Here is an 18,116-nt window from a genome sequence, read left to right on the forward strand (position 1 = left end):
AAAAGGCTTTCCTACTTAATTAGGAAAGCCTTTTGTTTATTTGTATTTTTTGTTATCCAGTATATCAGCGACGTATTTCCTATCCAGCCAATAGCACTGTTTCGTTATCCGCTGACCATCAGGAAGTAATACTTTATTTTTCCCGTCTTGTGCTTTAGACCTTATATGACATATTCCATTAAAGTCGGACTTTGGTAAATTGTTAAACACTCTGTTCCCTTTTGGGACAAGTTTTACGCGAGCCTTAGTAATCCTACGAGTTTCAACCCATAAATCATATAAAGGGCCGTTGATAGTTGCCTTGGGCATATTCCATATTTTGATTCCTTCAAAATAAGGTATCCTTTTTACTTTAGGAATATGTTTTTCAGTATACCTAAAGATTAGAAATAGATATTTTTTCTCCTCAAATAACTTAAAGAGTTCACTCTCTTCCCAATCTGTTTGGAGCAGTGTGTCAAAATCCACATTTTTAAATGACATGTGCTCCCTTATAGTGTTATCAGGTTCTCTACTGACCGTTTTAAATTTGATATTAGCTTTAGAGAACTCCTCAATTTCAGAAACGTCATTTTTCTTTACACCCAGTAAGCGGGCCATGAGAAGTGGAATCATAGATTTATTATTAGGATTATACTTGATTCCTGTCTCATCGCATAATGTGTCGACCCTTTTTCCAAAGTGAGGTCTTAATCTATCTTCCAAGATTTGAGCAAGTGGCTTTGATTTTAGCTCTTCAACCTTAGTGAAAGATTCCATATGTTCTGGTGTAAGGTAATTACGGATTAAGCCCGTCATATAAGATGCTTTAAGAGAGAAAGCCCGTTGTTTAGCACTGGTATCTGAGAAGGGTTGTTTTCTTATAGAGTTTTTGTTTGCACCTTTGGTACAAGCTGAGAGGTACATCGTATCTGCTTCAGAGATTAAATGTGCCTCGCCATTTTTTATTCTAGATACAATTGTTTCCCAATCTCTACGCATTACTGACAAATCTTCTTCAGGAAATTCATTTAGAAATGCTTTGAATATCTTATAGTCACTGATAGGGATATCTTGTTCATGTTTGTAAAGCATTATTAGCATCTTTGCTGCTTTACTCATAAAAGAAGAAGTTTCAAAAGTTTTTTTGAATTCTTCCATATAGTCAATAATATTCAAGACTAAACGCTCTTTTGATGAGTAGGTACCATTTTTATTTTTCTTGAAGGGAGTTACTTTTAATTCAACTCCTAGGTTCTCAAAATCAGGCTTGGCAACGGAGTTTATCTCATAGCCAAAAAAACTTTCCTCAATAATATTTCCTAGTGTTCCTTTTGAACGGAGATTCTTAATTCTTCCAGTTGTATCAATCTCTCCGAATGTTTTCCCTTCAGCTTGCTGAGCCTTGTCCATTAAGTCTTCTATATTATCATATATCATATTAAATCCACCTTATTTACGATGTCATAGCCTATATGTACTATCTTACTATATTAGAAAAATAAGGTACATATCCATGGTGGATTAAAATTTATATTGGGATGCCATTACAAATTATTTTTAGGTAGATGTATCACCTAGTCCTAATTCAATTTTAGTATTTTATTAGGATAGAGATATCTGTTTCGAGGAAAGCACTGTTGATAACTACTCTCGATTTGTAGGACTTTGTAGCTGTAATCAATGGAACTCCCTTGCCCTGTAAGAATGGTTGAGAATTAATCTTTTATTATCCAATCTAAACTATAATTTTCAGATTGTCTTAATTCCTTACGGTAAAATAGTTTTATTCAATAACCAGAAAAAGTATATCATGCATATAGGCGGGTAATTAAGATTATGAGTAATCATATAACAGAGAGTAAAGTATCAAACGTATTAGATTGGGCTTATGAAAAAGCAGTAAACGGCCTGCCGGGAACAGATTCAGCAGAAGAATTAGCAGAAAGTTATTTAAAAAGAAATAGCTCAGTGGAAGATTCTATTGATAGCCTAATTCGTTGGCAGAATGCAAAAGGGGTTACAAGTGGCTTTTTAACTGGTTTAGGCGGTTTAATTACACTCCCAGTAGCAATTCCAGCCAATGTAGCATCTGTTATGTATGTACAAATCAGAATGATTGCAGCGATAGCTCATATGAGGGGATATGATTTAAAGGATGACCAAGTTAAGACATTCGTCTTTGTATCCTTAACGGGTCAGGGAGCAGCAGATATCCTTAAATTAGCAAAATCACTTTTGAGAAATACTATCAGATACCCTTTCTAATATGTACGATATGGATGCCAGTGCCACTAGCAAGCTGGATAAGGAAGAAGATGACATTCAGCAGATGAAGACGTATCTGGCAAAGCTGAGAAGTGCGATTGATAAGAATAATATCAGTGTTGATTCTTTCCATTTAACGCAATTTAAAGGCGAATTCTTTGCTTACCATGATGAGTTTAAGCTCTTGGCAAAAGGCAGAAATGCACTTGCGACTGGGGAAAAGGCAGAGATTACAGAGCAAGATTTCAATGAACTGTACCCCTATAAAAAAGAAGAAATATATGTCTCCGATGGCCGCTATGAATGGCACGGAAGATATTACACGTTAGAAGACGGCAGAATCGTGCGGGAATACAAGCACGATACTGGTGGTGTCTCTTATGAATTTGTTGATAAGATTCCAGATCCTCGTGCAGCTCCTGATAACTGGTTTAGTAAATTCAATTCTTCACTACTAGTTACGATAAAACACATGTTTATACTTTAAGAAACATAATTATAGAGCGGGCATACATAAGAAGAAAGACGAGAATCTAAATTCTCGTCTTTTATAACTTAAGGACTAAGCTATTTTAATTCAGTTTCAAGTCTCAATATAATGTCTTGTAACCAATCAATAGGTTCTTGTTCAAGTGCAGGAAAGTACACTCCATCGGCGCTTTCTTCTATAAAGTTATTCTTTTCGTCCTTAGTTGGTGCACTATTAATGAATTTCTTGAGGAACAAGACTGTATCGTTAAGATAATATTTGTTTGATTCTCTTAATAATTCTTCAAGTGCATCTTCCGGAGACTCAATATCTTGATGAAAATTACCTGCTAAAAATTGGAATACCTCATCGTGTTGTTTCTTTTTCATTACTATATCACTCCATTAATCAGTTTGGATAACCAGTAAGAATAAATTCTCCATCAGAACTTTTTTTAAGTACGATTCTGGCATCTGTCATATCCTTCACTGTTGTAGATCCTTTTCTAACCCCACGACCAATGACTTCAGTACCTTCATATGTCAAAACTAAATTTCGATTATTATTAGTGTTTTTTAACCACTCTTGAATTTGGTCTTTGTTTTCCTTATTAGTTAACACTTTATTTGCCACTTTTTCTGCAGTTGTCCTATCTTGAAATGTAGATGCACCAGCGATTCTTGGATTATTTTGCACTCTATCTAATAATTCTTTGTCAGTTTTACCAATGTGCCTTTCTAATAAGTGTCCACCCTTTATCTCATGAGAAGCTAATCCGCCACCAGGGGCCAGTACACTTTTATTCCCTTGCTTAATGTTGCTAGAATCAATACTATCGAACTTCTTCACGGATGGTCCTTTGTTATAATTACTTATTACATCCTCAAGATATTTAACACCATCTGAAATAAAGCCGCCGCCAACCTTATTAATCACTTTAACAGGTTTCCCTATCGGCAGAAACATAGCTAACGCAAAGAATTTCTCTCCAGCAGAAGCTTCCGGATCAAAAATAGTCGCAATATCTTCCGTAAAGAAGTCCCATGTCCACTTAAGGGATTTACTAAACCAGTTATCAGGAGCTGCTCGGGGATCTGGAATCTTATCAACAAATTCATAAGAAACACCGCCAGTATCATGTTTATACTCCCGTACGATTCTGCCGTCTTCTAATGTATAATATCTTCCGTGCCATTCATAGCGGCCATCGGAGACATATATTTCTTCTTTTTTATAGGGGTACAGTTCATTGAAATCTTGCTCTGTAATCTCTGCCTTTTCCCCAGTCGCAAGTGCATTTCTGCCTTTTGCCAAGAGCTTAAACTCATCATGGTAAGCAAAGAATTCGCCTTTAAATTGCGTTAAATGGAAAGAATCAACACTGATATTATTCTTATCAATCGCACTTCTCAGCTTTGCCAGATACGTCCTCATTTTCTGAATATCATCTTCTGGCTTATCCAGCTTACTAGTGGCGCTGGCATCCATATCGTACATATTAGAAAGGGTATCTGATAATCTTTCTTTTCCCTTATCAATAGCTTCTATGAACGGATCGCTGTTCACAGATGATACGTTGGCGATATCCCTTACATGAAGCAGCTGCTGATTAATAGCTATTGATGTGGAGGTTAAACTAGTGGAAGCTTTCACTAGCTTAGCTTTCAGATCATCTTGCAAAAACTCTTCCCGAATAAAACCTTGTTCATTAGATTCAAAAGATCGAACTTCCTCCGTAACAGAACTCAATGCCTCTTCATATTGTACCAAAAAGCTTTCCATAAATTCGAGGAAGGGCTTATGCGCTTCCTCATAAAATGAGCGGATGGAGTCGGCGGTTTTGCCTTTGAATCCATCGTTCAGGGTTGCAATGCCGTTTATGGCTTGCTTGACTTGTTCAACGCCTTCTTTTGTTTTGTTGATGAATTTCTTTGTACTGTCGACTTGCTGCTGGATGTCTTGTACATCTAAGTTTTTAATTGTTTCACCACCTAATTTTCCGTTAACTGTCTCCTAATAAGTAATTATAATAAAGGGAAAATATGGTGAAAGGGTTTGTGAGGAAAACACATCTATATTACCAGGATTAGGGAGTTGTAGTTTTAGAAAAACGAGTAGGAAGTCATAGGGAATAGATGTGGAGTAGACTGTATTAAAGTTCAATAAGATGTAGAATTAGGAGAGTGAATAATTTATAGCGGACAAAAACGAGACATAAAGGGGGGCTGCTGTAAAACTGAAGATGAATAGGGCACTTTCAATTGAGAGGGTAAGCCCGTTGAAGCAATATAATCAATCATTAATAAGCAAAAGAGAGCTATAAGAAAGCTTTATAGTAATTCTACTCCTACTTGTTTACGGAATTTTACTCTCACTTTATTTTCCTTATCTATTTCTATTAACATTGCTTCTTCTGTTTTTTTAAGTTCGGTAACATTTTTAAATTCTCCTGTAAATACAGTATAATCCTGAAATAGAATACTTAAATTGAGCAACTGTTGGTAGGCGTCTAGCATTAACACAACTTCAAAGTTCTGAGAATCCTTATATGTATAAATCAGTTCTCCGTCATCTGCATTACCTGAAACACTAATCGGTTCCGATTGAAAAAGTTCTAGAAGATCATATTGATCATACTTAATACACATTTTTTTCCATCCTCTTGTCTTTTATTTTGAAATAACAGATATAAAGTCACCCAATACACTTGTCTCTATCTTAACGTCGTCTATTTGATACACACAAGTTCCTGCTCTATTTTCTTTTAAAAGCCGCGTATTTCTAATAGCGTTATCTATGAACGATGGATCTATATATTTCTAGGTTTAACTCTAGGTCTATATCAGAAAAAGATGTCAGAGGTCGTATCAGTTACATGAAGTATTATAATAAAGAACGCATACAAGAAAAAATAGGCTACCACGCACTAAAAGAATATGATGGTATGGCAGCCTAATAAGTGTGTTTTATTTGTGTCTCAGATCGGTAGGTCAGTCTAGTTATCTATTACCAGCATAATGCTTTTTCTTACCATTTTCAGGTCGCCCAATTGGGTGTGTTTGTCTTTTTTTTAAGAATCAATTTTATTTTCTTGTAGAAACTCTACACTTATCCTGTCTACTTTGATCTCAACTTGCTTGCCTATTAAATTTGGATAATCCGAAAAATATTCGTCTTCATCATTAATAATTATCCCAGCATCTAACGAATTTCTCTGTAATAAACCTCTTATTAGATATTCATAGCTCGAATCAAGACGGACAATCTCTTTTCGATTTTCGTTTAGTTCGTGTATGTTTAATTCGTCTAAAATTGTAAATCCAATCGAGATAGGGTAACTTCTCCCTAATTCAATTGGGTAAGGACATACAAAGGCAAATGCAGTAAATTCCACATCATTAATTTTAAGGGTGACTTCTTCCTCAATATGAGGGTTAAGTTTTATTAGTTTGGCAATATATGTCACAGTCACTTTCTCACTTTCTAATCTGCTGGATTTATTACAGGTACATTTTCTCCATTAATAGTTTTCCAGAACTTCTTGCCGCTTTGAGTGTGATAAGTAGTAATATCTCCATTGTTATTGGTGCCAACAAATTCGAATTTTGCTTTACCGTTTTTATTATTACCCATAAATTTAACATACCCAGTATGTAGTTCACCTTTATAATTATAGTGAGCTTAGTAAGAGGTAATGACTTAGACAAAGAAAATACTAGAAACAGAGAGAAAAGGGAGGCGATTATTCAAAAAGCAGCATGAAAAAAATAGCCACCCCAGCAGACGGGGTAGCCAATAGTAACTAAGAGATCTGCTGCTTAGGAGCTTCCTCCTTCTTACGATTACCCATCTTTGCGTAAATATTTGCCAAGATAGACCCCGAGATGTTATGCCAAACACTAAAGATAGCGCTCGGAACAGCGGCGAGTGGGGAGAAGTGTGCGGTTGCAAGCTGTGCACCTAATCCAGAGTTCTGCATGCCGATCTCGATTGAAGCTGTTTTACTTTTGGGCAGATCCATGCGCAAGAGCTTAGCAATTCCGAATCCGATTAGGTAGCCGAGTATGTTATGAAGCACCACGACACCGAAGATTGCCAAGCCTGTTTGTGCAATTTGCTGTTGGCTATTGGATACGACGGCTCCAACAATGCCGATGATGGCGACGGCTGAGACAAGCGGCAGTACTTTTACGCTTGCTGTGGCTTGTCTGTTGAAGAAGCGCTTTACTAGCAGACCTAAAACGATTGGTATAATAACGACTTTCACAATGGAGACAAATAAAGAGACAGGACTAATGTTAATCCATTGGCTTGCGAATAAAAGAATAAGTGCAGGTGTTACAATTGGTGCGAGAACAGTAGTAACAGCTGTAGCAGTTACAGATAGGGCAACATCGCCTTTGGCTAGGAAGGTCATGACGTTAGAAGATGTTCCGCCTGGGCAGCACCCGACTAGGATAACGCCGACAGCCACTTCTGGAGACAATTGCAGTCCTTTTGCCAAAGCAAAGGCAAGCAGCGGCATAATTAAAAATTGCCCGGCCACGACTACAAAAACTTCAAATGGACGCTTTACCACCTCTTTAAAATCATTGGCAGACAATGTTAAGCCCATTCCGAACATGATAATTCCCAATAATGGTGTTATGTAAGGCACAATCCACGTAAATCCAGATGGCAGCAAGAAAGCCGCTACCGCAAATAAAATAACCCAAAACGCAAATGTACTGCCGACAAACTGACTAAATCGCTCTAAAGATTTCATCATCCACCTCTTCTTTGACTGTTTGTCAGATTGTATAACATATCTAAATAAATTTCAATATTGTTATTTTTCAGATATATTAAAGTGATGAATTATAGAAAAGGGGAAATGATAATTAATTATTCACTTTTTTAGGGTTCCAGTTTATCTATTCCTAATCCAATTTAGACGGCGAACGGAGCTATTAATCTCTCTGTTGGGAATTGGTATGCTCTATGATAACGGTGTTAAACAAGTCTTCATCACTTATACCTAAATTAGCGGGGAAGCGGATACCGGACAGAGGACGAGAAGATTACAATTAGCACTGAAATGTGAAATTGATGCCAAATACAATCATATACTTCAAAGATACAGAAAGAATATAACGCAGGAGATTTGAGTGCGTGTATTTGCTCTGTTCATCTCCTAAGGAAATAATCATTTTGGAAAAAGGTGATGATTGCAAATTTAATATACATCTATATAGTCAGAAGTTCACCAAACGGAACGCATTTTTAGCTCTCCATAACACAAGAAGGCGTGCGGAATGGAGAATCAAAATAGAATGCCACATCAATTGGAATATATAAATTATTTAGAAAAGCAGTTCAGGTCGCTTCTGAACTGCTTTTTTGGTCTGCACAAAGCGCTTAATGAGGCATAAGGAGTGCAAATGCAACTTTTTTACTAGGTTAAACAGCCCCTTTAAATGGTAAAACAAGGCAGAAGTCTTACTGAATTTTCACTTGGAATCCTTTACTGTAATAATAATGAAGTTTTTTGAGAAAAGGAAAACGGATAAAAAAAGATTGCCGGTAGTGAGCACGTACATACTGGCACTGCTTACAGAGTATAGTACAGATTTTTGAGGGGATGAACATATGGGCTGGTTTGGCTGGTTTGATACGGAGACTGAGAATAAGCGTGATGCGTACATGAAATTGTATCAAGCAATTGAGGACACAATAGCAGAGCATGACAAGCTGGTAAGCGAAGCCGAATCGGCGTACTCGTCTTATAAAAGCGGCATTCCTTGTATGCCTGAAGGTGCTATTCCGACAAGCGATTATATTCCGGCACAAGAAAGACTAGATCAGAAACTAGTAGATTATTTAGATAGCGAGATAGAGCATCGGGGAAAGTTAGTCAGAGCGAGAAGCGACGCATACGAACGCTATATCTACTATAAAAACAAAGCGATTGCCGAAGCAAAAGAAGAAAAGTAATTAGCTGGATAAAGGAGAGGTTTTATGGCTGAAGATGTTCAGATCAAGTCTAGTGAACTGCAGCGCGTACAGAGGGCGGCGAAGAGATTACAAGCATCCTTGGATAAATCGTATGAGCAATGTGAGGCTTTGCTTAAGGCTGCGAATGTTGACGGCTGGGAAGGAAAGTCTCGTGATAGTTTTCTCACGTATTTGGATAATTTAAGAGACTACAAGTATGACTTTCTGAACAGTGCATTGGTAAGGGAGGTGCGAGATGTATGAAGGAAAGTTTTCTGGCAACAGAGCTATATCTGCTTGCGGCATCGTTCGGAGCGTCTATTCTTTATGGTTTACCAGATAAGAAGGTGTATGAGCTGCAGGGCGATGAACCATTCAGACAAGCACATGAACGGTTGATTGCCAAAGGTTATTTGACAGACGAAGGGGCTTTTACAGACGAAGGTGGATTTGTAGCGGAAGTGATTCGCCAGTATGTACATAGTAAAAAATACGTTCAGTGCAATCATCTTATGTTCGCCTTTGGAGAGCAAGACGCTGATAATCTCGTTATGCTGGTTGAAAAGGAACACGGAACAAGCTATCAGCTATTTCTTATTGAAAAACCGCTCGTCCTGCAGCTGCTTACAGAGCGCATGCCGGTCATGAGCAGAGAGCCGCTGCCAATAGAGAAAGAGTTCCTGATGAAGGAACTCGATAGGAAAGAAAGAGAAAAGATAGAGCAAATTGGGGTCAGAGATGACTTCCTCAGCTTGGATATCTGTCATAAGTCTCAAGAGCCGCGTTCGCTGAGCAATTCAGACTTTCTGCAAAGTTGGATTGTAATGATAGAGGGAGAGAAATTGATTATGATCGATTGTCTCCGGAAAAAGTTCTATCATGCTAGCCAGCATTACTTCATGAAGATAATCTTCGATGCAATGGACTTTCCCTATCAGAAAAAGGAGGGTGCTTAAATGGCGAGTTCTACCATTACAATCAATCCAGAACAGATGACAGATGTGTATAACCGTTTACTCGCTATTGCTACAGAGCTGCAGACAAATGCAGTACCCGCCATCAAAGAAATCATGGATGTAGAGTTTTATACAGAAGGCAAAGCAATAGATGCCATTGCAGCATATCCAGAAGCAAATGAGAAATTCTTAGAGCTTGTGGAGCATTACAATCGTATTTCCACGTTGGTAAACGACACACTCACTCAAATGATGCAGACAGATGAATATGCAGCAATTCGCATCATAGCAGCATTGGAGGTGTAGCAAGTGGATGTGAAGTTTCACAACGATCAGTGGAAGAAGGTAGAAAGCAGTATCCAAGGGCTCACACAGTCTGGCTATTTTCAACTTGGACAAGGCATCTTCTCTTCCTTGGAAGATATCAGCAAGAACCTGGAAAACCTGCAAGATAAAATAGCAAGATATGATTCAGATGGTGTCGTTTCCTTCTCTCATACAAATCATAAAAGTAAGTATAAAGCGCTGAATGAGGATTATGCAGTCCTTCAAGAATACAGTAAAAAAGTTGGCAATCTTATTGAAGAAAAGATAGATCAGCCATTTTATGAAGATATGGATGAATTTGTAGAAACCATGCGTGACGCTACTATTTCCAACTACAGCACAACCAACCGTATCGATGCAAAGGAAGAAAGAGAGTATAAGGATGAAACGGGTACCTACAAATTCGAGCTGGATAAGAAAGAAGTAACCATCGATGACCTATTCAACGGAGATAATTATTATGCTGACAAAATGATGCAGGAATTTACCATATGGAAACAGCAATCGGATAAATCAGAAACTGACGATATCTCATATGATGATTACAGAGATGTAAGGATGAACAGCGGGGCTTTTCAATACAAATCCATTGAAGATGGGCAGTTATCTACTGAATTCTGGGTCAACCTAGGTATCCTAGGCGGTGTAACAATAGCAACTATCTTAGTTCCGCCTGCAGGGGCACCACTAGTAGCAGGATTGTCGGGCGCAGGACTGGGTGTTCTGGAAGCCTCTAGTGCCGTTACGGGAAAAGATTGGATAACACAAAGAGACATAGCTGCTGATGAGAGAGCTATACGAGGAGCCACATCTATCTTAGGGGCCGTTCCTCTACGAGCAGGTGCAGGAGCTTTCCGATCATTTGGCAGTAATTTGTCAGCAACTAGTGTAAAAGATATCGCTGCTGTATCAAAAGTAACAGGAAAAAATCTTACAAATACAGCAGCAAAACAAGGCTTAACACCCCATGAAATGGTACAATTAACAAAACAGACAGACACACTAACAGACGGTGCAAACCAAACAAACTCTATTCTGCGAAACAACACAGTAAGCCTAATGGAATGGAAAGAAGCCAAAGCAATAAAGCAGCTTCAAGATGCCCAATACAGTAAAACAGACCAACTGTTGAAAGGTACAGGAACTGATGGTACACCAATCATGTTCAAACATAGCGGAAGTCCTAATTCAGTGATGTATGGATCAGGGCAGGTAGATACTGCGGGGGTTAGTGTACGGGCGTCGGGGGATATTGGGAGAGTTGCTAAGGGTACGGGTAAAAGCACGCAAGGTGCAAGATATGGTGAAAGGAAAATTTCTGACCAAACATATGGTAAATTAAGAAGAGCTTCTCCTTCTTCCAAAATACAAAAAGAAGTAAATAAAAATATAGATGATATAATTGGAACAGAAGACTTTGCTTTACCTGGTAAAATAATTGATAAGAAATTACACGCAGACCATATTGTTTCATTGGAGAAAATAGCTCGTATGGAAGACTTTGACACGTTAACTTATAAACAACAAAAGGATGTAGCTAACTTTGTAGAAAACTTTATAGGACTCAGTGAAGCGGCAAATACCTCAAAAGGCTCGAAATCTTTTGCGGATTGGTATATTTACAAAAAAGAAAATATTCCTGTAAACGCTGAGTTTAGGGAGAAAATGATACTAAAAGAAAAAGAATTAGAAATTGAAATTCAAAAGATGATAGATGAGTTTAATATTATAAATAAAAGGGAGTAAATCAAAATGGATAAATTGTCTTTTCTAAAACAATATAGAAAAAGCATCGAGTTTGTGTCTAAAGAAGACTTACTCAATATTGAAAAAAAGCTTATCCCTGAAAAGTGGATGAAGGTCCTTATCGAAACTAATAAGGAAGAAAGGAAAAAGAAATTAATAGCTTTATGGAATAGTGCATGTAAAGAAGAATTAAGTAATACTATAATGTATTTGCAAGAGAATCTCTTAGAATTCGAACTTATTATAGATAATGGACAATATGCTGTACTATACAGTGTTAAAAGTGAAAATGATGAAATTCTTTATTATGAAGGGGGAATACCGAACAAATCCCTTCATAACTTAAAAATGCAACAAGTATGGTCGAGTGTTCCTCAATCCATTAATGAATTTTATGAAGAGTTACACAACGGGTTTTATTATTTTCCAAGTAGAGCAATGGGTTTAATACCGTTAGAGCGAATAACTCATTTTAGTGAATATGAATGGGGAATTCTTGAGGAGTTGGATGAGCCTTTAGGAATTAATATTGATACTACCTATGGATTTTTTGAGAATGGAATGGGTGGATATATTGCTATAGATTTAAACAACTGCAAGGAAAACTTAGCAACACTGTGGTTTACGAATGATCAGCCAGAATATAATGTTGATTTCTGGGATATTATTGATGAATGGATTGTAATAGGCTTACAGGACGATTAAATAATGATAAATCAATAAATACACTGCTATATTTAGCGATATAAGGCACTTGATTGTCAAGGAACAACAGGTGCTTTTTTTCGTGTATACAACTAATTAAATGAAATAAGAGAAGATGCTTGAAAAGAGACCTCATGATGGCTATACCATCATGGAGTACCTTGTAATACTTTATCTCTTGCGAAAAGTGTGAGAACCGAACGAGATGACATTTTATAAGTTAAGAATACTTATGATGACGGCAAAGTACTTAAACTAACATATTCATCCGCTTCTTCTTCTGTTGAAATATCCTCGAAAACACTTAATTCTACCGATAATTTCATCCTAGTTATATCAAATAAATCCTTTTTAAATTCATATGAATATTTCATGCTCTTTACACCTTTTATGCTATTTATTATATAGTGGGTAAGCTGTAGCTATTAAACCGTTCTTATTCAGAAACATTTCTATTTTAATTCCTGATGGAGTCTCACCTATAAACTTATTAGAACCTATCTGAGTTTTATTTTGATATGCATCATCAATAGCCCTTTTGCTACTTACCCTAAGCAACTTGTAGACGTCAAGTTGAATTTTACACTTTTTGCTCGTTTCCTTTTTACACTTCTGCTGAAAAGATGCTCTTCCGATTTTTCATCCGATAGCTTTCCTCTTCCTCGCCTCCATGAATCACTTCCACTCGATGAAGTAAACGGTCTAAAATCGCTGTGGTGATACCTTGGTCTCCGATTAAATTGCCCCATTCATCTGGACTTTTATTTGACGTCAGGATAATCGAACTTCGTTCGTACAGATGATTAATCAAATGAAAGAATAGGTTTGCTTCTCTTTGATCCATGGCCATATACATTAAATCATCAATGATCACTAGGTCGGCATTTCTAATTCTCTTAAGCTGAACTTTAGATTTGTTCAGGTATTCTTCTGATTTTAGAAGCTGCACAAGTTCTCCCATTGTAGCGAAATTAACATTGAACCCTCTGTAAACAGCCTCCAATCCAAGACCAATTGCGATATACGTTTTTCCGATGCCGGGAGGACCTAAAAGAATGAGATTGTACTGTTGCTCCAGCCAGCTTAATTCTCGCAGTTGAGAGAGCTGGCGAGCCGTCAGAATGTTTTGGCCTTTCAGCTCAAACTCGTCTAATGACTTCACGAAAGGGAAGCGTGCCCATTTCATTCTTTTCTCCAGACTTTTCGCTTCACGCTTGGCTAATTCAAAGCGAGTGATAGACTCTAAAAATTCCAAGTAAGTCCACGATGCTTTTTCAGCTTCGCGAAGAAGCTGTGGTAGCTCCTCCGCCGTTTCTGCTAAGCGTAGCTGCCGGAATTGATTTTGTAGTTCATGTACTGTCTTATTCATCATGCTCTACCTCCTAAAATGCTAGTATAGGCATTTAGAGAACGGGTAGAGGCTTTGATATGAGAATGTTTTGGCGGACTCGTGTAATAAGATTGTACTTCTTCAATCGGCTCATCTCGTAAAGCATCAAGGTGATGAGCGATATCGCGAAAGTCATTCGCATTGTAGAGCTTTTCTGTCGTGCACTTGGTTAAAACAGTATCAATTAAAGCTGGGTATTGTTGGATCACCTTATGAATAATTGTAAATTGATCTCTCCGATACCTAGGGTATCTTTGGCTAATCTCATCTAAATATGCAGCTGCGCGAACCTGATCTCCAAAGTGGGAAATGAGGCGTTGTTTAAGCTCTTCCACACCTTTGGAGCGATCACGAGTATGGTGACGGTTTTGAATCAGCTTTCCCTTTTCAGAACTGATCATATGCTCGCCAATCACTTCACCATTTGCTTCTTTACGGATGATCAGGGCCTGATCATCTTCCCTGATTTCAATCCACACAAGATTCTCACTCATATTTTGATAAGTCCCCAGTGGGACAGAGTAACGGTTTGACTTGTACCGGATCGTGTTGTCCTTGCTGACACTTCTTGTTATACTTTGGTTATTGGTACTTTCATATGAAAGTAACGAAGAGACTGGCTGTAAGTGTTGCTTTTCGAGGAGAAACACTTCTGCTGGTCTTTTTTTCATTGTCTGGTGAACCTGGTGGTTTCCAGTACGCTCGAGCCACTGCCTTGCCCGTTTATTCCAATCTTCTATATCTCTAAACACACGACTATCAGCGAAGTTGCCTTTTATGTATTTCACTACATTTTCAATCATACCTTTAGATTCTGGATCCGCTCTTCGGCACAGGTGAACTTTGAATTTACGCTCGTTTACATAGCTTTGAAACTCAGCTGTTAAAAGTAGTTGACCTGCATTTTCACTTACTGAGATTAAGTGATCCTGATCATAGACAATTTCTTCTGTTCGTCCCCCATAGAACTGGAATGCGTTTTCGTGACAACGAATCGCATCTCTTGTAGTGAATGGACGTGCTTGCCATTCCATATATTTGTGTCGTGAGTTAGCGAGTACAAAGGCAATAAAGTATAGTTTGATTTCCTTATTGTTCACGTTTTTCTGTTTTGTTTCTCCCCAATCTACCTGGAGTTGTTTACCCATTGGCTGCTCAGGAACTGCTTCGTATTGACGAACAATCATCTTTTTCTCAATCTGATAGACTTCTCGAATATCCCTTACATATGTTCTTACAGTACTTCCGCCGACCACTAGGTCGGGGTATCTTTCTAAAAGCCAATCATGGATCTGAGCACTGCTTAGGTGGGGATACTCTTCTAGCCAGGCCAGTATCCAGTCCTTATAGTGATCTAATTTTTTCATCTTTCTCGAGGGCTGTTCAGTATAGGCCTTTGCCTCATCGAATGTCATTTCTAAATACTTATAGACAGTCGGTCTTGAGATCTTAAGCTCCTTAGAGATTTGTGCTACTTTAAACTTTCTCTTATGTAATTCCTTAATCTTAATATATAACACTAACTTCTCCTCCAAAATACTAACCTCCAGTAAAATAACGTCAAATCTATTTTACTAAAGTAGTAGGTTGATTGAGCAAAAGTGTAAATTCCTATCGAGCAAAAAGTGTCAACTTTATTCTAGCGTTTACACAACTCTCGCAACATTCCCCGACGCCCGCACACCAACCCCCACAGATGGAGAATATCAAGACTTTGAAATCACGTTAAATGCTACGAGTGTAAGTATAAAGAAAGATCTAACTATAGCTGAGCATCATTATCGGATTAAAGAACCCTTTGAGAGTACAATAGACACCGAGGGATTTTTAGAGTTAATGTTAATATGGAAAGAGAGAATAGAAAGTAAAGTATATTCGAGGAATAATAATAGTATACGATTTTGTGACTTAAGCACTTGATTGCATATTCGGCAACAAGTGCTTATTTTTATAATGTATATCTATTTGGACAGAATGTGCCAAACAGAATGAAGAATGGTGTTATGAATTTACCAGAAGGCTTAAGGAGGTAATAAGTTATGAAAAATGATGTTTCTTTGTGGTTAGGAAACTTTCAAAACTTTGATGAGCTAGAAAAGTATACTGAAGTAAAATATGATGAGGATGGAGATAGTATTCCTTCAACTTTTGAAAAGGAATTTAAATTAGGCTATTATGATAGAGATTTAATAGAGAAGGATTGCATACCAGATGCTGAAGATGATATAGAAAAGCTTTTAATAGATTTTTCATATGATGGTCAGCTGATAAAACAGTTTACAGATGTTAAATTAATTTCTAAGTATAATGCCATTATTATGATTTACAATTACAATTATGTTAACGATGGTAGAGCAATAACTTCAGTAAGCGATTGTGAATACGAACTTAATTTTATAGGTACAGCTAAATATGTAGACTAGATTAATACTCTTTTTGGTACTATCAGGCACTTGGTTGTTAAAACAAAGGGTGTTTTATTGTGTAAATGCGTGTAAGATTAGCTAGTTGAAGGAAATGTGAGTACTTACATAAAAGTCCTTTCAGTATAACCAAGGGTGCAAAACTATAGTTGAGCACCCTTGATTTAGGTAAGTTAACTACACCTAAATACCCGATAACCTATTTTCCCTTCATACCGCTTCGTTATCTCCTCATGTTCTTCCATAATATCTAGTAGCTCCTCATCAATATCCGCTGACAGTGTGAAATCAGCAGCATGCTGTTCATCAGTTTGATCCGTTGATGGCTGATATGTCGATATCTCTATCTGTTTGAATCCAGCATGTGTAAACGCTGTGTGCCATTCCGCTTCTGTTAATAATTGCGGGAATCGGTAAAAAGTCATAATTTGATTTTTCTCTTCGTCGGAGATGGGCTGTTCTAGAACAGTTTCAATCGCCAATAGTACACCATTTGGTCTAAGGGTCCTTTTGAATTCGGGAATGGTTGCAGCGATGTTCGTAAAGGACGTGACAGATTCGGAAATAATCATATCAAAAGATGCATCGGGATAGGGAAGGCTCTCCGTATCTCCTACTTTTACATCAATCGGTAATTTCAATGTTGAAAATCTTTGTTGGGCTTTTTCTACCACAATTTCGTTGCAGTCTAAAGCGTGCACACTGCAGCCGTAATGATGCGCGATGTAGGCGGAAGTTTGCCCTGTACCGCAGCCAACATCCAGAAGTGAGGTTTGTTTCGTGACTTTTTCCTCTGCTAAGAGCTGTTTCGTTAGCTTCAGCCCTCCTGGATGTGCACCTCCAACGCCAAATAGTGCTAAAAAGTCTAGATAGGAGTAATTCATAATAATAGCCTCTGCTTTCGTATGACATGCATGCAATATGCTATGAAGACAGGAAGGATTTGTGCGTAAATCTTTCTTTCGCTGCATGCTCCGATGTGGCTTTTGCTGAATAGTCTAAGATAGAAGGAGGAGGACTTGAATGAGCGTGATAAGAACGGATGAATGGCTGGAAGATGCCTATTACGACCCGCTAGCAATATGCGAGAAGCTGGTAAAGCACTTTGAAGGTGCGTCTGCGGATGAGATATACCATCATTTTAAGCAGCATGGCATGTACCACCCATTGAAGAAGGATAGGATGGTGCCGGACAAAGCGGTGTGGGAGATTGTGCAGCATGATCAAGACCTTCTGCAGGAAAAGTGGAGCGGACCGGATATACCTGTCTATATTTTTCCTTCAGATATAACAAATAAAGAGATCCAAACCCACTTTAACGGCAGATCCGGTCTTGCGTTTCGAGATAAGTTGTTTTTATTTGTCTCAGCAAAGAACACAGAAGAGGAAATAAAAGCGATCTTTACCCATGAATACAATCATGTTTGCCGGTTGAATAACTTTGAGAAGCGTGAAGAGGAATACACGCTGCTGGATACCATCGTTTTAGAGGGCTTGGCTGAAAATGCTGTCAGAGAAAGATTTGGGGAAGCATGTACTGCCAATTGGGTCTCCTTCTATTCGGATGAGGAGTTGGAAAAAACGTTAGCCAAATATATTTTACCCAAGAAGCGGATCCTGCCTCAAAGTCGAGAGTATCAAGCCATTCTGTATGGATTTCGCCGCTACCCAAAGATGCTCGGTTACTGTACAGGATATTACTTAGTGAAACGTTACATGGAAAAAAACAGCATATCGAGTGAAGATCTGCTGTTCGTTGAGACTAGTGAAATTGTAGGCGAGAATTAGGGACACCATCGTGTTGGCTATTATCATGGAGATGCTGTGGGTATGATAGCGTTTAAATTGATAGCAATTGTTATACCCACATCTCCATGAAT

21 protein-coding genes are annotated in these 18,116 nt (G+C 38.0%); 10 read left to right on the forward strand and 11 right to left on the reverse strand.

The features are described 5' to 3' along the window. Positions 1-36: 36 nt before the first annotated feature. Complete coding sequence (locus tag B1K52_RS06135) at positions 37-1,419, reverse strand: Sau3AI family type II restriction endonuclease (protein WP_077306388.1); 1,383 nt, start codon at positions 1,417-1,419, stop codon at positions 37-39. A 399-nt stretch (positions 1,420-1,818) separates the two neighbouring features. Between B1K52_RS06135 and B1K52_RS06140 the strand changes: the two genes are divergently transcribed. Together B1K52_RS06140 and B1K52_RS06145 are read left to right on the forward strand one after the other, a co-directional pair. Continuing rightward, positions 1,819-2,247 carry an EcsC family protein gene (locus B1K52_RS06140; protein ID WP_077306390.1) on the forward strand — a complete coding sequence of 143 codons (429 nt, stop codon included), beginning with the start codon at positions 1,819-1,821 and terminating at the stop codon, positions 2,245-2,247. Between the two features lies 1 nt (position 2,248). Next, entirely contained in the window at positions 2,249-2,734 is a 486-nt protein-coding gene (locus B1K52_RS06145) for an LXG domain-containing protein (protein WP_077306392.1), read from the forward strand. Between the two features lie 80 nt (positions 2,735-2,814). Here B1K52_RS06145 and B1K52_RS06150 read toward each other — a convergent pair whose 3' ends face one another. The 5 genes from B1K52_RS06150 to B1K52_RS06175 all read right to left on the reverse strand — a co-directional run bounded on the left by B1K52_RS06150 (position 2,815) and on the right by B1K52_RS06175 (position 7,481). Beyond that, positions 2,815-3,111, reverse strand: coding sequence for a contact-dependent growth inhibition system immunity protein (locus B1K52_RS06150; protein ID WP_077306394.1), 297 nt, complete (start codon positions 3,109-3,111; stop codon positions 2,815-2,817). Between the two features lie 13 nt (positions 3,112-3,124). Beyond that, positions 3,125-4,696, reverse strand: a complete 1,572-nt coding sequence (locus tag B1K52_RS06155) for a T7SS effector LXG polymorphic toxin (protein ID WP_256855960.1) — start codon at positions 4,694-4,696, stop codon at positions 3,125-3,127. A gap of 350 nt (positions 4,697-5,046) precedes the next feature. Then, positions 5,047-5,364 (reverse strand): hypothetical protein, encoded by a 318-nt coding sequence (locus tag B1K52_RS06160; RefSeq protein ID WP_077306398.1) that lies wholly within the window; start codon positions 5,362-5,364, stop codon positions 5,047-5,049. Positions 5,365-5,786: 422 nt separating this feature from the next. Continuing rightward, entirely contained in the window at positions 5,787-6,182 is a 396-nt protein-coding gene (locus tag B1K52_RS06165; protein ID WP_077310519.1) for a hypothetical protein, read from the reverse strand. Between the two features lie 336 nt (positions 6,183-6,518). Beyond that, positions 6,519-7,481: a bile acid:sodium symporter family protein gene (locus B1K52_RS06175; RefSeq protein WP_077306400.1), complete on the reverse strand. Its 963-nt coding sequence runs from the start codon at positions 7,479-7,481 to the stop codon at positions 6,519-6,521. Positions 7,482-8,344: 863 nt separating this feature from the next. On the opposite strand from B1K52_RS06175, the gene B1K52_RS06180 reads away from it, so the two are divergent. The 6 genes from B1K52_RS06180 to B1K52_RS06205 all read left to right on the forward strand — a co-directional run bounded on the left by B1K52_RS06180 (position 8,345) and on the right by B1K52_RS06205 (position 12,423). Beyond that, a complete protein-coding gene (locus tag B1K52_RS06180; RefSeq protein ID WP_077306402.1) occupies positions 8,345-8,689 on the forward strand; it encodes a hypothetical protein in 345 nt (114 codons plus the stop codon). Positions 8,690-8,713: 24 nt separating this feature from the next. Beyond that, the gene (locus B1K52_RS06185) at positions 8,714-8,953 is read left to right on the forward strand and encodes a hypothetical protein (protein WP_077306404.1); all 240 of its coding nucleotides are present in this window, start codon (positions 8,714-8,716) and stop codon (positions 8,951-8,953) included. Continuing rightward, entirely contained in the window at positions 8,950-9,645 is a 696-nt protein-coding gene (locus tag B1K52_RS06190; RefSeq protein WP_077306406.1) for a DUF5081 family protein, read from the forward strand. The genes B1K52_RS06185 and B1K52_RS06190 overlap by 4 nt, the downstream gene beginning before the upstream one ends. Further along, positions 9,646-9,951 carry a hypothetical protein gene (locus B1K52_RS06195; RefSeq protein WP_077306408.1) on the forward strand — a complete coding sequence of 102 codons (306 nt, stop codon included), beginning with the start codon at positions 9,646-9,648 and terminating at the stop codon, positions 9,949-9,951. Positions 9,952-10,059: 108 nt separating this feature from the next. Beyond that, positions 10,060-11,718: a hypothetical protein gene (locus B1K52_RS18215; protein WP_256855851.1), complete on the forward strand. Its 1,659-nt coding sequence runs from the start codon at positions 10,060-10,062 to the stop codon at positions 11,716-11,718. Positions 11,719-11,724: 6 nt separating this feature from the next. Next, a complete protein-coding gene (locus tag B1K52_RS06205; protein ID WP_077306410.1) occupies positions 11,725-12,423 on the forward strand; it encodes an SMI1/KNR4 family protein in 699 nt (232 codons plus the stop codon). Between the two features lie 230 nt (positions 12,424-12,653). Here the strand turns inward: B1K52_RS06205 and B1K52_RS17880 are convergent, their stop codons facing one another. Genes B1K52_RS17880 through istA form a run of 4 tightly spaced genes read right to left on the reverse strand, consistent with a single transcriptional unit; the run spans position 12,654 to position 15,333 of the window. Continuing rightward, positions 12,654-12,797, reverse strand: coding sequence for a hypothetical protein (locus B1K52_RS17880; RefSeq protein ID WP_179106482.1), 144 nt, complete (start codon positions 12,795-12,797; stop codon positions 12,654-12,656). Positions 12,798-12,816: 19 nt separating this feature from the next. Further along, positions 12,817-12,981, reverse strand: a complete 165-nt coding sequence (locus B1K52_RS18465; RefSeq protein WP_373022270.1) for an EndoU domain-containing protein — start codon at positions 12,979-12,981, stop codon at positions 12,817-12,819. Positions 12,982-13,027: 46 nt separating this feature from the next. Then, complete coding sequence (gene istB / locus B1K52_RS06215) at positions 13,028-13,792, reverse strand: IS21-like element IS643 family helper ATPase IstB (RefSeq protein ID WP_077303950.1); 765 nt, start codon at positions 13,790-13,792, stop codon at positions 13,028-13,030. Beyond that, complete coding sequence (gene istA / locus B1K52_RS06220; RefSeq protein WP_143588798.1) at positions 13,792-15,333, reverse strand: IS21 family transposase; 1,542 nt, start codon at positions 15,331-15,333, stop codon at positions 13,792-13,794. Before istA ends, istB begins: the two co-directional genes overlap by 1 nt. A 519-nt stretch (positions 15,334-15,852) precedes the next feature. Between istA and B1K52_RS06230 the strand changes: the two genes are divergently transcribed. Further along, the gene (locus B1K52_RS06230) at positions 15,853-16,236 is read left to right on the forward strand and encodes an immunity 22 family protein (protein WP_077306412.1); all 384 of its coding nucleotides are present in this window, start codon (positions 15,853-15,855) and stop codon (positions 16,234-16,236) included. Between the two features lie 173 nt (positions 16,237-16,409). Here the strand turns inward: B1K52_RS06230 and B1K52_RS06235 are convergent, their stop codons facing one another. After that, on the reverse strand, positions 16,410-17,120 hold the full coding sequence (locus tag B1K52_RS06235) for a class I SAM-dependent methyltransferase (protein WP_077306414.1): 711 nt from the start codon (positions 17,118-17,120) through the stop codon (positions 16,410-16,412). A 139-nt stretch (positions 17,121-17,259) separates the two neighbouring features. Here B1K52_RS06235 and B1K52_RS06240 point away from each other — a divergent pair, with 139 nt between their 5' ends. Further along, positions 17,260-18,024 carry a DUF2268 domain-containing putative Zn-dependent protease gene (locus B1K52_RS06240; protein ID WP_077306416.1) on the forward strand — a complete coding sequence of 255 codons (765 nt, stop codon included), beginning with the start codon at positions 17,260-17,262 and terminating at the stop codon, positions 18,022-18,024. The last annotated feature ends 92 nt before the right edge of the window (positions 18,025-18,116 follow it).

Source organism: Terribacillus halophilus, from assembly GCF_900162685.1.
GTDB lineage: Bacteria > Bacillota > Bacilli > Bacillales > Amphibacillaceae > Terribacillus > Terribacillus halophilus_A.

Coding starts and splice junctions, on each gene's coding strand:
- B1K52_RS06135 (WP_077306388.1), bottom strand. CDS start 1,419: ATGATATATGATAATATAGAAGACTTAATGGACAAGGCTCAGCAAGCT.
- B1K52_RS06140 (WP_077306390.1), top strand. CDS start 1,819: ATGAGTAATCATATAACAGAGAGTAAAGTATCAAACGTATTAGATTGG.
- B1K52_RS06145 (WP_077306392.1), top strand. CDS start 2,249: ATGTACGATATGGATGCCAGTGCCACTAGCAAGCTGGATAAGGAAGAA.
- B1K52_RS06160 (WP_077306398.1), bottom strand. CDS start 5,364: ATGTGTATTAAGTATGATCAATATGATCTTCTAGAACTTTTTCAATCG.
- B1K52_RS06175 (WP_077306400.1), bottom strand. CDS start 7,481: ATGAAATCTTTAGAGCGATTTAGTCAGTTTGTCGGCAGTACATTTGCG.
- B1K52_RS06180 (WP_077306402.1), top strand. CDS start 8,345: ATGGGCTGGTTTGGCTGGTTTGATACGGAGACTGAGAATAAGCGTGAT.
- B1K52_RS06185 (WP_077306404.1), top strand. CDS start 8,714: ATGGCTGAAGATGTTCAGATCAAGTCTAGTGAACTGCAGCGCGTACAG.
- B1K52_RS06190 (WP_077306406.1), top strand. CDS start 8,950: ATGAAGGAAAGTTTTCTGGCAACAGAGCTATATCTGCTTGCGGCATCG.
- B1K52_RS06195 (WP_077306408.1), top strand. CDS start 9,646: ATGGCGAGTTCTACCATTACAATCAATCCAGAACAGATGACAGATGTG.
- B1K52_RS06205 (WP_077306410.1), top strand. CDS start 11,725: ATGGATAAATTGTCTTTTCTAAAACAATATAGAAAAAGCATCGAGTTT.
- B1K52_RS17880 (WP_179106482.1), bottom strand. CDS start 12,797: ATGAAATATTCATATGAATTTAAAAAGGATTTATTTGATATAACTAGG.
- istB (WP_077303950.1), bottom strand. CDS start 13,792: ATGAATAAGACAGTACATGAACTACAAAATCAATTCCGGCAGCTACGC.
- B1K52_RS06230 (WP_077306412.1), top strand. CDS start 15,853: ATGAAAAATGATGTTTCTTTGTGGTTAGGAAACTTTCAAAACTTTGAT.
- B1K52_RS06235 (WP_077306414.1), bottom strand. CDS start 17,120: ATGAATTACTCCTATCTAGACTTTTTAGCACTATTTGGCGTTGGAGGT.
- B1K52_RS06240 (WP_077306416.1), top strand. CDS start 17,260: ATGAGCGTGATAAGAACGGATGAATGGCTGGAAGATGCCTATTACGAC.